This window comes from Desulfomarina sp., assembly GCF_054039375.1.
The window spans coordinates 1-13,525 of the sequence record NZ_JBPLBA010000140.1 but is presented as its reverse complement, the minus strand read 5'-3'; the positions used below and the strand labels follow the sequence as shown (position 1 = coordinate 13,525).

The 13,525-nt window shown below is 44.5% G+C and carries 18 protein-coding genes; 16 read left to right on the top strand and 2 right to left on the bottom strand.

Annotation, left to right across the window (positions count from 1 at the left end):
• Positions 1-47: 47 nt before the first annotated feature.
• The 15 genes from infA to ACXLDX_RS08315 all read left to right on the top strand — a co-directional run bounded on the left by infA (position 48) and on the right by ACXLDX_RS08315 (position 11,292).
• Positions 48-284 carry a translation initiation factor IF-1 gene (gene infA / locus ACXLDX_RS08385; RefSeq protein ID WP_035234762.1) on the top strand — a complete coding sequence of 79 codons (237 nt, stop codon included), beginning with the start codon at positions 48-50 and terminating at the stop codon, positions 282-284.
• Between the two features lie 9 nt (positions 285-293).
• The gene (gene rpmJ / locus ACXLDX_RS08380; protein ID WP_228855985.1) at positions 294-407 is read left to right on the top strand and encodes a 50S ribosomal protein L36; all 114 of its coding nucleotides are present in this window, start codon (positions 294-296) and stop codon (positions 405-407) included.
• A gap of 49 nt (positions 408-456) precedes the next feature.
• On the top strand, positions 457-822 hold the full coding sequence (gene rpsM / locus ACXLDX_RS08375) for a 30S ribosomal protein S13 (protein ID WP_457576736.1): 366 nt from the start codon (positions 457-459) through the stop codon (positions 820-822).
• A 25-nt stretch (positions 823-847) separates the two neighbouring features.
• Positions 848-1,228, top strand: a complete 381-nt coding sequence (rpsK, locus tag ACXLDX_RS08370; protein ID WP_228855987.1) for a 30S ribosomal protein S11 — start codon at positions 848-850, stop codon at positions 1,226-1,228.
• 50 nt (positions 1,229-1,278) lie between these two features.
• Entirely contained in the window at positions 1,279-1,908 is a 630-nt protein-coding gene (gene rpsD, locus ACXLDX_RS08365) for a 30S ribosomal protein S4 (protein ID WP_457576735.1), read from the top strand.
• Positions 1,909-2,033: 125 nt separating this feature from the next.
• Complete coding sequence (locus ACXLDX_RS08360; protein WP_457576734.1) at positions 2,034-3,077, top strand: DNA-directed RNA polymerase subunit alpha; 1,044 nt, start codon at positions 2,034-2,036, stop codon at positions 3,075-3,077.
• Between the two features lie 75 nt (positions 3,078-3,152).
• Positions 3,153-3,542 (top strand): 50S ribosomal protein L17, encoded by a 390-nt coding sequence (gene rplQ / locus ACXLDX_RS08355; RefSeq protein WP_457576733.1) that lies wholly within the window; start codon positions 3,153-3,155, stop codon positions 3,540-3,542.
• Positions 3,543-3,835: 293 nt separating this feature from the next.
• Positions 3,836-4,600, top strand: coding sequence for a YkgJ family cysteine cluster protein (locus tag ACXLDX_RS08350; protein WP_457576732.1), 765 nt, complete (start codon positions 3,836-3,838; stop codon positions 4,598-4,600).
• Between the two features lie 193 nt (positions 4,601-4,793).
• Positions 4,794-5,570: a 30S ribosomal protein S2 gene (gene rpsB, locus ACXLDX_RS08345; protein ID WP_457576731.1), complete on the top strand. Its 777-nt coding sequence runs from the start codon at positions 4,794-4,796 to the stop codon at positions 5,568-5,570.
• 498 nt (positions 5,571-6,068) lie between these two features.
• Complete coding sequence (gene tsf / locus ACXLDX_RS08340; protein WP_457576730.1) at positions 6,069-6,668, top strand: translation elongation factor Ts; 600 nt, start codon at positions 6,069-6,071, stop codon at positions 6,666-6,668.
• 117 nt (positions 6,669-6,785) lie between these two features.
• Positions 6,786-7,511 carry a UMP kinase gene (pyrH, locus tag ACXLDX_RS08335; protein WP_457576729.1) on the top strand — a complete coding sequence of 242 codons (726 nt, stop codon included), beginning with the start codon at positions 6,786-6,788 and terminating at the stop codon, positions 7,509-7,511.
• A gap of 262 nt (positions 7,512-7,773) precedes the next feature.
• Positions 7,774-8,331 (top strand): ribosome recycling factor, encoded by a 558-nt coding sequence (gene frr / locus ACXLDX_RS08330; protein ID WP_457576778.1) that lies wholly within the window; start codon positions 7,774-7,776, stop codon positions 8,329-8,331.
• 256 nt (positions 8,332-8,587) lie between these two features.
• Positions 8,588-9,334: an undecaprenyl pyrophosphate synthase gene (uppS, locus tag ACXLDX_RS08325; protein ID WP_457576728.1), complete on the top strand. Its 747-nt coding sequence runs from the start codon at positions 8,588-8,590 to the stop codon at positions 9,332-9,334.
• A 3-nt stretch (positions 9,335-9,337) separates the two neighbouring features.
• On the top strand, positions 9,338-10,138 hold the full coding sequence (locus ACXLDX_RS08320) for a phosphatidate cytidylyltransferase (protein ID WP_457576727.1): 801 nt from the start codon (positions 9,338-9,340) through the stop codon (positions 10,136-10,138).
• Positions 10,138-11,292: a 1-deoxy-D-xylulose-5-phosphate reductoisomerase gene (locus ACXLDX_RS08315; RefSeq protein ID WP_457576726.1), complete on the top strand. Its 1,155-nt coding sequence runs from the start codon at positions 10,138-10,140 to the stop codon at positions 11,290-11,292. Before ACXLDX_RS08320 ends, ACXLDX_RS08315 begins: the two co-directional genes overlap by 1 nt.
• Positions 11,293-11,592: 300 nt before the next feature.
• Here ACXLDX_RS08315 and ACXLDX_RS08310 read toward each other — a convergent pair whose 3' ends face one another.
• Positions 11,593-12,042: an IS630 family transposase gene (locus ACXLDX_RS08310; RefSeq protein ID WP_457576777.1), complete on the bottom strand. Its 450-nt coding sequence runs from the start codon at positions 12,040-12,042 to the stop codon at positions 11,593-11,595.
• Positions 11,942-12,664, bottom strand: a complete 723-nt coding sequence (locus ACXLDX_RS08305) for an IS630 family transposase (RefSeq protein ID WP_457576725.1) — start codon at positions 12,662-12,664, stop codon at positions 11,942-11,944. Before ACXLDX_RS08305 ends, ACXLDX_RS08310 begins: the two co-directional genes overlap by 101 nt.
• A 320-nt stretch (positions 12,665-12,984) precedes the next feature.
• Between ACXLDX_RS08305 and ACXLDX_RS08300 the strand changes: the two genes are divergently transcribed.
• Complete coding sequence (locus ACXLDX_RS08300; RefSeq protein ID WP_457576724.1) at positions 12,985-13,305, top strand: hypothetical protein; 321 nt, start codon at positions 12,985-12,987, stop codon at positions 13,303-13,305.
• Positions 13,306-13,525 lie beyond the last annotated feature (220 nt).

The window sequence follows — 13,525 nt, the reverse complement described above, 5'->3', positions numbered from 1 at the left end:
TATAATGCTCCGTTTTTAATTGAAACTATGAATACTCAGGGACATCCATGGCAAAAGAAGAAGCAATCGAAGTAGAAGGTACTATTATTGAGCCGTTACCGAATGCAATGTTCAGGGTCGAACTTGACAATGGGCATAAGGTGCTTGCACATATTTCAGGCAAGATGAGGATGCATTTTATCAAAATCCTGCCTGGTGACAGAGTTACGATAGAACTTTCTCCCTACGATCTCACCAGGGGAAGAGTAACGTTCCGGGCGAAAAACGCCAAAAAGAAAAAATAGAGTCTTATCATGAAAGTACGCGCATCAGTAAAAAAAATATGCAGTGAATGCAAAATATTTAAGCGAAATGGGGTAGTTCGCGTATCCTGTAAAATTAAGAAACATAAACAGAGGCAGGGTTAATTGTGGAGTTACCGCTTTTTACTTCCTACTTCCTTTAAGGAGATAGATCTTGGCACGTATAGCAGGAGTTGACCTTCCAAAAAACAAACATATTGACCGGGCACTTACTTATATTCACGGGATTGGTCTGACATCGGCCCGCAAAATCCTCGATAAGGTGGATCTGCCCTACACGATGAACAGTGATGATCTCGGGGGCGATGACATCAACCGGATCAGAAAGGTGATTGAAGCGGAATACACTGTTGAAGGTGACCGCCGCCGGGAAGTTTCCATGGATATCAAGCGACTGACCGATCTCGGCTGTTATAGAGGACGGCGTCATCGTATGGGGCTGCCCTGTCGTGGACAGAATACAAAGACTAATGCACGTACCAGAAAAGGCCCCAGACGTGGAGCTGGACGTCGGAAATAGCAGATAATTAAACAGGTATAAAATTATGGCCGTTGCAAAAAAAAGAAGGGTAAAAAAGAATGTACCGGAAGGTATAGTTTTTATCTATTCAACTTTTAACAATACGATTGTGACTATTTCCGATAAACAGGGAAATGTTGTCGCCTGGTGCAGTGCCGGGGTTCTTGGGTTTAAAGGTTCCAGGAAAAGTACACCTTTTGCCGCCCAGAATGCTCTCGCTGATGCTGCTAAAAAAGCTGCAGATTTTGGAATGAGAAAAGTTGAAGTGAAGGTAAAAGGACCTGGGCCCGGGAGAGAGGCTGCTTTGAGAGCGCTGATAAATACAGGGTTTGAAGTGAGTCGAATTTATGATGTGACACCGATACCTCACAACGGATGCAAACCACCCAAACGTCGTCGGGTCTGATTATTTTTCAATTTCCCTGAAAGAAAAAATATTTTGAATGGAGGCCTACGTTGGCTAGAAATATAGGTGCTGCATGTCGTCGATGCAGGAGAGAAGGATTGAAATTATACCTCAAGGGTGACCGTTGTTACTCTGATAAGTGCTCGTATGAGAGAAGGGCTTTTGGTCCTGGTCAGCACGGGCAGGCAAGATTTAAAAAACTCTCCAACTATGCTGTTCAGTTGCGTGAAAAACAGAAAGTCAAGGCCATGTACGGTATGCTGGAGGGGCAGTTCAAATTGAATTTCCAGAAGGCTGACAGGCAGAAGGGCGTTACTGGTGAAAATCTGCTCGTACTTCTTGAGCGACGACTCGACAATACTGTTTTTCGACTGGGATTTGCCGCTTCAAGAAATCAGGCGCGTCAGCTTGTTCGTCATAAGCATATTCTGGTCAATGGCCGAAAGGTAGATATTCCGTCCTTTCTTGTTTCTGTCAATGATACTATAACGTTAAAGGAAAAAAGCCGGGCGAACGGTGCCATCAATGAAAATCTAGAGGCTGTTGCCAGGCGTGGGATTCCGAGCTGGATTGAGCTTGATAAGGACAATTACAAGGCAACCATTAAAGCCATGCCGAATCGCGAAGAAATCACCATGCCGATTCAGGAACAGCTCATTGTTGAACTGTACTCAAAATAAAACGAAGTAGAATTATGAAGGTAATGTCTCCTCAGGAGGCTTGCTTTCGCGCTTAATGAACACCTTTTGTATGTCAAGGGGTGAATACTTTTCAAAGTAAAGAAGAAAAGCAGAGAAGGTAATTTATGACTCAAGCTGCCGACGAAAAAACACCATTTTACCGTAACTGGCACGAGCTGATTAAACCAGAGAAGCTTGAGGTTGACAGGGACAAGCACACCGAGACTTATGGAAAGTTTGTCTGTCAGCCCCTTGAAAGGGGATTTGCGACTACTATCGGGAATTCGCTGCGGCGAATCCTTCTCTCTTCAATTCAGGGTGCGGCAATAACCACTGTAAAAATTGAGGGGGCTCTTCACGAATTCACTTCCATGAAAGATATAATGGAAGATGTCAGTGAAATTATTCTGAATCTTAAAACAATCAGGATCAAGCTGCTCTCCGGTGATTCCCAGAATGTCATCATTGACAAGACCGGCCCTGGAAAGGTTACAGCTGCTGATATCGACGGTAATGAGCTTGTTGAAGTGATGAATCCTGAGCAGTTGATCTGTACTTTGACCGGGGACGTCACCTTCAGGGCTGAGCTTACCGTTGAATGGGGAAAGGGATATCAACCTGCTGAGAAGCAGGATAAGGAAAACCTGGCTATTGGGCAGATCCCGATCGACGCCATTTTCACCCCCATAAAGAAAATTCAGTATGTCACTTCCCAGGCTCGAGTCGGTCAACAGACTGATTATGATAAGCTGACTATTGAAATTGAAACTGACGGGAGTCTCAGGCCGGAAAGTGCTCTTGCATACGCGGCTAAGATTCTTAAAGAACAGATGACCATCTTCATCAATTTTGATGAGGAAGAGGCGGAGCCCGAGGTGACGGAAGATACCAGTAGAGAGGTCGAACCAGATAATCCGTACCTGGATAAACCTGTTGAAGACCTTGAGTTGTCTGTGCGTTCGGCCAACTGCCTGAAAAATGCTGATATTCACTTTATCGGAGATCTGGCCCAGAAGACCGATCAGGAGATGCTGAAGACCAAGAATTTTGGACGGAAGTCCCTGAACGAGATAAAAGCCCTGCTCGCCGAAATGGACCTTACCCTCGGCATGAAATTTGAAAACTGGACTCCACCTGATGTTAAAGAAACCGATGACCAGCAACTGTAACAGATGATATTGGTCAACCGGAATAATTTTACTTCCAAATTACTTTGATTTAGTGCTGTTACCGAGGATTAAGAGATGAGACACGGAAAATCTGCCAGAAAACTGGGAAGGACCAGTTCGCATAGAGAAGCAATGTTCAGGAACATGGTTACTTCACTGTTTGAGCATGAACGAATCGTTACAACAAAAGAAAAAGCCAAAGAACTGCGACCAATTGCGGAGAAGATGATTACTCTCGCCAAAAGGGGTGATCTCCATGCCCGAAGACAGGCACTCAGCTATATTCGAAGAAAAGATGTTGTTGAAAAACTCTTTACTGATATTCAGGAACAGTTTGCTGATCGTAAGGGTGGCTATACCAGAATCCTCCAGACGGGTACACGAAAAGGTGATTGTGCAGCCATGGCAATAATTGAACTCGTAGGGTACGAAGAAATTATTGATACTGTAGAAGATGACAGTTGAATAAGATTGTTTCAGGAAGTTTCAGGCTGGATGGGAAATTATTCCTATCCAGCTTTTTTTTTATTTTTTTTAATTACCTATGAAACTCAGCCAAATTGTGGATGTGCCTGTTTTATAAGGCGCATCCCCAGTTTCACAAATAACAGGCTGAGTTTCATACGTAATCAGATAATTTTTTGTAACTTCCTCTAGAGTTATTGATCAGTCGGCTCTATGAGCAGACGGACGAAAATAGTGGTTGTCCATAGTTGGTCTTTTTGGCCGATATTTGCGTTGCCCGAAAAAAAATACTTATGACTTGTGAAAAAAAGAGTTTTCCTGACGGTATGACTCCGATAGGTAATGGTTGTTTTTCTTTTGACTGTCATCCGGAAGTTAAATGTTTTACAGTTTGCTGTAAAAATGTGGATATGATCCTTTATCCGTATGATGTACTTATGTTGAAAAACTGCCTGGGAATTGATTCCGGGGATTTCATGCGGGAACATACTGTTCTTGTTCGAGGAGAAAATCCATATTTCCCGACGGTGAAACTGAAATTGATGGAAAATGAAGAAAAATCCTGCCCCTTCCTGGGAGAGAAAGGATGCGCTGTATATAAAAGCCGTCCTTCTGCATGTCGAACTTACCCGCTGGAAAGAGCCGTAGATAGAAGTTTTGTGAAGGGAAAGGTGAGTGAGTTTTATTTTCTGACAGACCACCCATACTGCCTCGGCCACCGGGAAAAGAAGAAACATACAGTACAGAGCTGGATTCGTAACCAGCGGCTGCTTGAATGTAATTCCATGAATGAACTCTGGACCGAGCTAGATACATTGTTTATGACAAATCCATGGAAAGGAGAGGGTGTTGGTGGAGAGAAGCAGCAGTTGTCTTTTATGGTCTGCTATAATATTGATACTTTCAGAGAGTTTGCAGAGAGCCACAAACTCCTCGGGCAATTCAGGATCGACAGAAACTGGAAAAAAATGATTAATAACGATGATGCTGAATTGATGAAATTCGGATTCGAATGGTTAAAACTTATCCTGACAGGAAAATCGAAAGTTTTACGATGATCCTCATCATCCCGTTGCATAATTGTTTAACTCATGGTAAAAAACAGTGTTATTTTCACACGAATGATTTGAGCAAGATCTGCATTTACAATAAAACACACATCTTCAATTCAACCTGGTGTTGCCGGAGAGAAAAGAGTTCTTTTTCCGCGATTTGAGAAGATGGAGGAAAAACCAGAAACGGAGAAAAAAAATGGCAAATGTGACAGTAAGAGAAATGCTTCAGGCCGGGCTTCATTTTGGACATCAGACAAGGCGATGGAATCCTAAGATGAAACCCTATATTTATGGTCCCAGGAATGGAATCTATATTGTTAATCTCGATCTGACCAAAAAGCTTTTTGATAAGGCTTGTGATTTCATAACCAATGAAGTCAAAAAAGGTGGAACAGTCCTGTTTGTTGGTACCAAAAGGCAGGCCCAGGCCATTATTAACGAAGAGGCAAAACGCTGTGGCATGTATTATGTCGATCACCGCTGGCTTGGCGGAATGCTGACCAATTTTCAGACAATTAAGAATTCAATAGACCGGCTTAAATCCATTGAATCCATGCAGGAAGATGGTTCGATCAACCGGTTTCCCAAAAAAGAAATTCTTTTGATGGAGAAGGAAAGGGTTAAGCTGGAACGAAATGTCGGCGGAATTAAGAACATGAGAAGTCTGCCGTCGGTTGTTTTTGTTGTTGATCCCAAGAAAGAGTCGATAGCAATTAATGAGGCAAAGAAACTTAATATTCCGGTAGTTGCCATTACTGACACGAACTGTGATCCTGACAATGTGGATTTTATTATCCCCGGAAATGATGATGCCATACGGTCAATCCGTCTGATAAGCCATCATATCGCTGAGGCTGTACTGGCAGGACAGGCCATGAAAGATGGAGAGGATGCCTCGGAAGAAGCTGTAGCTGCTGCTATGGGTGATGCAGGGAGCGAAATGGCTGAAGAGACGGTAGAAAGTGCCGAATAGTTGTTCTGCCGTTGTTAACGGCCCCGCTGAAGTTGGGTTTACTGCCGGGGGTTGTCAGAAACGGCATGTGGTTGTTCGCTGATTGCATGAAACTGAGTAAAAAGGGGCAGTCATTTGACAGCCCCTTTTTGCTGTGTGTATTTGCTGAGTCCCAGACGGTTTAGTTAGTGGTTGTCCACAGTTGGTCTTTTTGCCCGATATCTGCGTTGCCCGAAAAATTTTATCCTTGGAATATCAATTATAAGCCTTCGGTAAAATTTCCCGTGCACCTTGATCTCGAACAAAAATTGTTATTTCTGGACAGACACTCGTTATATTTCCAGATAACATCGTGAAATATAATGATAAAAACCACATTAAATCTGGAATACAGGATTGAGATAAATGTCGACTTCTCGGGACAGTTTCCCGGGGAGTTACCTCTGAAGATATCTGCCGGATTAGTTTTGAAAGGGCAGATTTATAAAGGTATAACATATTGAGTTAAGGAGATTTGCCATGAAAATTACCAGCAAAATGGTAAAAGAACTGAGGGACAAGACTGCTGCAGGGATGATGGACTGCAAGAAGGCGCTGTCCGATACAGATGGTGACATGGAAAAAGCAGTAGACCTTCTACGGCAGAAAGGTCTTGCCGTGGCAGCAAAACGTGCAGGCAGGGCGACAAGTGAGGGTGTTATTGAAACTTATATTCATGCCGGTGGAAATCTTGGTGTTATGGTTGAGCTGGGGTGTGAAACTGATTTTGTTGCCAAAAATGACGATTTTCGTGCTTTTGCCCGAGATATCGCAATGCATATTGCAGCGGTAAATCCGGTAGCCATCACCAGGGAAGAGGTACCTGCAGAGATTGTGACCAGAGAAAAAGATATTTATGTTCAGCAGGCCCTGGACTCCGGAAAACCTGAGGAAATAGTCGAGAAGATGGTCACAGGTAAAATCGAAAAATTTCTGTCTGAAATCTGCCTGCTGGAGCAGAAATATGTCAAGAATCCGGACCTGACTGTGCAGGATCTGCTCAATGAACTGGTTGGAAAGATGGGTGAAAATATATCCATCAAGCGATTTGCCAGATTTCAGGTTGGCTCCACTGAATAGTTACTGTCGTAATTGATAGAGCTGCCGGGTGCCTATTCACCGGATCTGCGTCAAGCCATTGATAAAGTAGCGGGCAGACGAGCCTGTGACTCACTATCACCTGAAAGAGCAAGGACAATGACGATAAAATACAGACGGATGTTGTTGAAGTTAAGCGGCGAAGCCCTGATGGGTGAAGAATCATATGGAATAAGCCCCAGGGTCCTTGAATTTGTGGCGTCGGAAGTAAAAGCAGTGATTGAGCTGGACGTTGAGCTGGGTATTGTAATAGGTGCGGGTAATATTTTCAGGGGTGTTGCCGGGGCAAGCAAGGGTATGGATCGGACGACTGCGGACAACATGGGAATGCTGGCTACGGTCATGAACAGTCTGGCGATGCAGGATGCCCTGGAAAGAAATGGAATTATTACGAGGGTAATGTCTGCAATACCGATGCAGTCTGTATCTGAGCCCTATATTCGTCGTAGGGCCACGAGGCACCTGGAAAAGGGCCGGGTGGTCATTTTTGCTGCCGGTACAGGAAACCCCTACTTCACAACTGATTCTGCTGCTGTTTTGAGAGCGCTTGAGATTGACGCGGAAATTGTCATTAAAGCAACTAAAGTCGATGGTGTCTACGATAAGGATCCGGTGAAATACAGTGACGCCCTGAAATATGAAACACTTTCCTATGATGAAGTGCTTCGTAAGGGTTTGAGGGTAATGGATGCTGCGGGAATTGCCCTGGCCAGAGAAGACGGACTGCCGATTATGGTGCTGGACATGGGAGAACCCGGCAATATCAGAAAGGCTGCCACTGGTGAAAAGGTTGGAACCTTGATCAGTGAGCAGGGCGATGATTAAGGGTCTCTTGAAAAATGGCCTTTTCGCACGATCTCTGCGTCACAGGAAAGTGGAAAATTGTCAGTTCTGCTTAATTTAAAACCAGTAAAATGTAATTTTTGAAATACGTCCAGTGTCACGTCAGAGCAGTGTTGACGGGACACTGGGAAGTTGTTCGAGCACTGTTCTTGTACAATAAGGCAGAGTTGGAGGAAAAAAGGACATTCTCGGGCAGTCTCCTGGAAAGACAGACACTGGTTAATGATATGGAATAGGGGATGAGATTATGAGTGAAGTCATTTCGAAAATGTCGGAGAAGATGAGCAAGAGTGTAGATTCATTCAAGAAAGAACTGTCAAAGGTTCGTACTGGAAGGGCTTCTCTTTCCATTCTTGATGATATCTCTGTGGATGCGTATGGCAGTGGAATGCCTCTCAACCAGGTTTGCACATTGACCATTCCCGAGAGCAGGATGATTGCTATTCAGCCATGGGATCCTCAGATGCTACCTGCTATTGAGAAGGCCATTTTAAAATCAGATATCGGCCTGACACCAGTTAATGACGGAAAAATTATACGTCTGAATATTCCGCAACTGACCGAAGAGCGTCGGAAAGAACTTGTTAAATCAGTAAAAAAGATTGCTGAAGAGTTCAAGGTTGCCATTCGCAATATTCGACGGGAGGCTATTGATGCGTTGAAGAAGCAGAAAAAAGACAAAGAAATTGCGGAAGATGATCTGTTCAAGCTTCAGGATCAGGCCCAGGCAGAAACGGACAGTTATATAAAAAAAATAGATGAAATTACCGTTTCCAAGGAAAAAGAGGTAATGGAAGTCTAGTGTCCCGTCAACACCGCTCTGACGTATCTGGCCTGTCCTTTTTCGCGTCATCCTGCATGTGGCTCAGGTTATATGTTCAGCCATGTGCTTAAAGCGGCAGGCAGGACGGCACACAAAATTACAGCACAATTTCACGTCATTTCATCGTTAACGTGACAATGGCAGCCTGAGGTTCAGTGTATTCCGGCAAGAGCATCAGCTTTTTTTTCATTAACCGGATACTCCTTTTTTCTGCTTTCAATGAATAGTTATAATTATGGTTTCTTCTGATTTGGTCGATCAGGACCGCCTCCCGAGGCATGTTGCAATTATAATGGACGGGAACGGTCGCTGGGCGCAGAGCAAGAAAAAGCCCCGGCTGTTCGGACATATGGCCGGTGCCGATTCAGTTCGTGATATTGTGGCTGCGTCGCGGGAAATCGGTATTGAAGTTCTCACCCTGTACGCATTTTCATCAGAAAACTGGAAGAGGCCGTCCCAGGAAGTGAGCGGGTTGATGTCCATTCTGAAAAGATATCTCGAAGCTGAACTTCCACGAATGCAGGAAAATGACATCCGGCTTGTTTCCATCGGGGACAGAAGTAAACTTCCGGGTCAGGTGAAGATATCTCTTGAGAACACAATTGCCGCAACATCCGGTAATTCCAAATTGATTTTGAATCTAGCACTCAGTTATGGCGGCAGGGATGAAATTGTAAGGACTGTCCGAAATCTCGCAGGTCAATGTCTGGCAGGGGAACGAAGTGTGGAATCAATTACAGATACTGTGATCAGCAGTCACCTTGATACTGCCGGTTTACCTGATCCTGACCTGCTTATCCGGACCGGTGGGGAAGCCCGGCTGTCCAATTTCCTTCTCTGGCAGCTTTCTTATGCTGAAATAATTTTTACGGACGTTATGTGGCCGGATTTCAGAAAAAATGTATTCTTGCAGGCGCTCACAGATTATCAATCCCGTGAACGAAGATTCGGTCGTACAGGAGAACAGGTACAGACAGGTTAGATTATGAAACGTATCGTACCCGGAATTCTGCTGGCTGCTTTCTGGCTTATATTACTGTTGAAAGGGTCGATACTGTCATTTAATGCTGTTGTCTGCATCATGATTTTCATTGGTTGTGGTGAATACCTGAGAATGGCAGCAGGCCCGGATCTTGGAATATTAAGCAAATGGTTTCTTGCGGGTGTTCTCTTTCTTCCTGTTCTTGGAGTGAGTCTGTTGCCGGGGGATGGAACGCTGGCTGCAACGATTTTCTGTTCGTTTTTTCTCCTCACCTTCTTTATAATTTCAAGGTACCGTTTCCTCAATGACAGCTATCAACTTTATGCCCGGTTGATTTTCGGGTTGATTTATATCGGCTTTCTTGGAGCGCATTTTGTCCTTCTGCGTCAACTTGATCAAGGAGCCGCCTGGTTGATTATTGTTACCTCGATTACTGCCTGCTCAGACAGTGGAGCCTATTTTATCGGTGGAGCCGTGGGAAAACACAGAATGTCTCCTTATATTAGCCCGAACAAGACTGTTGAAGGTGCAGTGGGAGGGCTTTGTCTTGCTGTTTGCGGCGCCCTGTTTTTTTCCTGGTTGCTTTTTCCTGAGAAGAATTACCTTTTCATTGCAGCTGCGGCTGTGGTGGTCGGGTTTGTCGGGATTGGTGGTGACCTTGCCGAATCAATTATTAAACGCGGGACGAACACCAAGGATTCCGGAACCCTTCTTGCCGGACATGGCGGGATACTGGACCGGATTGATTCTCTGCTTTTCGCCGTACCGGCCATGTATTATTTTCTTGTTCTCACGGGGGCCTGATGAAATCAATTTCTCTTCTGGGGTCCACAGGTTCCATTGGTGTAAATGTTCTGGAAGTTGTCAGGCAATTCCCCGCCAGATTCAAAATTTCCGCCCTTGCGGCTGGCAGCAATATAGAACTTTTAGCGGAGCAGGCTATTGAATTCAGGCCGGAACTTCTGGCAATCGGCAGTGGGGAGAATGCCGGAAAACTCCAGAAACTGCTTCCGGCGGAATACACTGATCGTATAGTTGTTGGTGAAGAAGGGAACCGGCTGGTTGCGGCCCATGACAGCGCAGACATGACAGTTTCAGCGATAGTCGGGGCTGCCGGGTTGTTGCCGACCCTTGCCGCAATCGAGGCGGGGAAAGACATAGGGCTTGCCAACAAAGAGACCCTAGTGATGGCCGGTAAGATAGTTATGGAGGCGGTAAAGCGTAAAAAAGTTGCCATGCTTCCAGTGGATTCAGAACATTCTGCCATTTTTCAGGCCCTGGAAGCCGGTCGGAAAAAAGATTTGCAGAAGATCATCCTTACTGCATCAGGAGGTCCGTTCCGTGGAAAAGGTGAAAAAGAACTTCAAATCGTTACATTGAAGGAGGCGCTGAATCATCCAAACTGGGAGATGGGCAGAAAGATATCCATTGATTCCGCCACTCTTATGAACAAGGGACTGGAGGTGATCGAAGCCAGATGGCTGTTTGGTGTAGAAGCAGATAATATAGAGGTTGTTGTTCATCCCCAGTCAATTATTCATTCCCTGGTGGAATTTAAAGACGGTTCACAGATTGCCCAGCTTGGTATACCGGATATGAGAATCCCGATTGCCTACGCCCTTTCCTATCCCGAAAGGCTGGAGCTTGAACTCAACCCCCTGCAGCTTTCCCGATGCGCAAACCTGGAGTTCATTGAACCGGATCATGCCAGTTTTCCTGCACTGAAACTTGCCTTCACAGCCATTGAGGCCGGGGGGGTCAGCCCGACTGTTCTGAATGCGGCAAACGAGGTGGCGGTGGAGGCTTTTCTTCATTCCCGGATATCTTTTCCTGAAATTACCGAGACAGTTGCGCGAACAATGGATATTATTCAGGAGGGCAGTGAAGACAGCCTGGAGGACATTCTTCAGGCCGACTTTCTAGCGCGCCGGCAGGCGGCCCGTTTTATTTCGTCCTGAGTGATTACGTCCTTGTGAGCAGTTGTGAAACAATGGTGTTATCCCCTTTTTGCGTATGTTTTTCCGAAAACCGCAGTAAAATTATACTTGATTACCCATGAAACTCAGCCAAATTGTGGATTGGGCCTGTATTATCAGGCTGGCCTACGGTCAAAAATCACTGGAAATCTCAATTGATCAGGAATTTAAATGAAAAAGTGTCAGTCCAGGTCATTTTATAATCAGTCTAATGTGTTTTTTGAAATACGCCTGATAAAACAGGTCCAATCCCCAGACTCACAAATAAGCATAAATGCAAAATTATCTATAAGATAATATCGATTCATAGGCCTTAAGGTTAAAGCGAATAGGGTTAACCAAGCGATTGTTGTTGTAATGCCACACCAGCTTTCTAAATTTTGATATTACCTCATCTATGCCGCCAACAGCTGAAAAACCGTATACTTTGGGCTTGATCCACTTCCAAAATATTTCGACAGGATTGTATTCCGGCGAGTATGGCGGCAAATTGAACAAATGGATATTTTCATGGTTATCCAGGTATTTTTTTACCCTCTTTGATTTGTGAATAGTGGCATTGTCCAAGATTATTACAATCTCTTTATCCGGTGTTCTTTGGTGTAACTGGGTAAGAAAACTTGTAAATGCATCACTGTTCGAATATCTGGATTTTTTCCAGTAAAATTTTTGTGTTGTCAGATTCAAGCATCCAAAGAACGTAAGACTTTCGCGCTTGCGAGGCGTTGGAATTCGATGGCGGCCACCTTTTTTTAAACCAACCTTGAACCAAGTATGGCTCGGTTGAAAAATGCGCCTCGTCAAGTGCGTAAATGACCGTCTCTTTCTCGGCCAGAATATTTTGTATGTCTTTTAAAATGGCATCGATAGCCAAGCGTTTTTCTTCCGCTGAAGGGGCATGTCCGGGAACGGTTTTTGCCGGTCGTTTGTATGAATACCCTAAATCCTTCAACGCCCTGACAACGGTGTCTCGGCTGACCGGCAATTTTTCCTGATTCTTTGTATAATGCACAATCAAGGGAACAGTCCATGTATTATCCTGAAATCCATGCTCAGTAGGTGGGTCCACGAGAATTTCCTCGATAAAACGCTTGAGGCGTTTTCGTTTATCAGCGGGCCGACCGGGTGAAAATTTTCGGCTCAGGCCGGCAAGTCCCTGAGTCTTATAACGCTTGAGCCAGTCCCTTACTGTATGTGGATTACGCTTGAGTGTTTTGGCTATTTGAGGAACCGACATGCCATTATCCGCATTCATAAGTACCATGAGAGCCTTTTCAGAATCTTTGGACGATGCTTGTCTTCGAAAATTTATCAGTTCCGTTCTATGGGCCTCAGATAAAACAATTTTTATCATAACACCTCCTTTATCCATTCTTTTTGACCAAAAGAACAGAAAAATGAGAGTGTGTCAACATATATTATAATTATTTATGCATTTATACTTATATCCTTGTCCATGCCCGTTGACAGAATGCCAATAGAACCACAAAACGTAACTCCACATGGTCAGTTCAAAAATATAGGTCGTACAGACGGGTTCCCTCAAAACTTTCAGAAAAATGCTGTCATTACTGTCATGCCGTCACAAAATGGATCCCAGAATGACAGCAATGACGGTAATGACGGTAAAATCCCAAAAGTTTCAGGAAGTCGACGAATAGTTGAGGTGGAAATATGAACATTACTGCGATTCTGGCAGAAGCTAAAAAAAACAGAGTAGAAATATCTGTCCAGGCAGGGAAAATCAAACTGATCGGTGAAGAGATTCATATCGGGCGGCTCGTTCCGCTTTTCAAAACGCATAAGGCGGAGATTATCTCTTTTTTGAACATGAAAGAGAGCAACCCTGTAATACCGGAATTGAGGCCTTGCCCGATCTGTGGCGGCAGGGATTTTATCCACGGCTTTAAGGGCGGCTATTTTTGTGTTGAGTGCCAACCGGACGTAAGACCAGGTATTTCAGTGAAGGCCGGAGGGTCGGTAAGGAAAAAATAGCATCGAGGTCAGACTATGGAGGAAAATACCATGAAAATGACAGGAATAACCTGGCAGGCGTGAACAATTTCGGCAAAGACCGCTTAACAGAGCAATGTATTGTCCATTTCAATCAGAGGAGGATGGAATGAAATTAACACTTAAGCAGGAACGATTTTGCCATTGTTACATTGAAAAAGGAGACGCAACCGGCGCATATCGACAGGCATATAACGCTGAA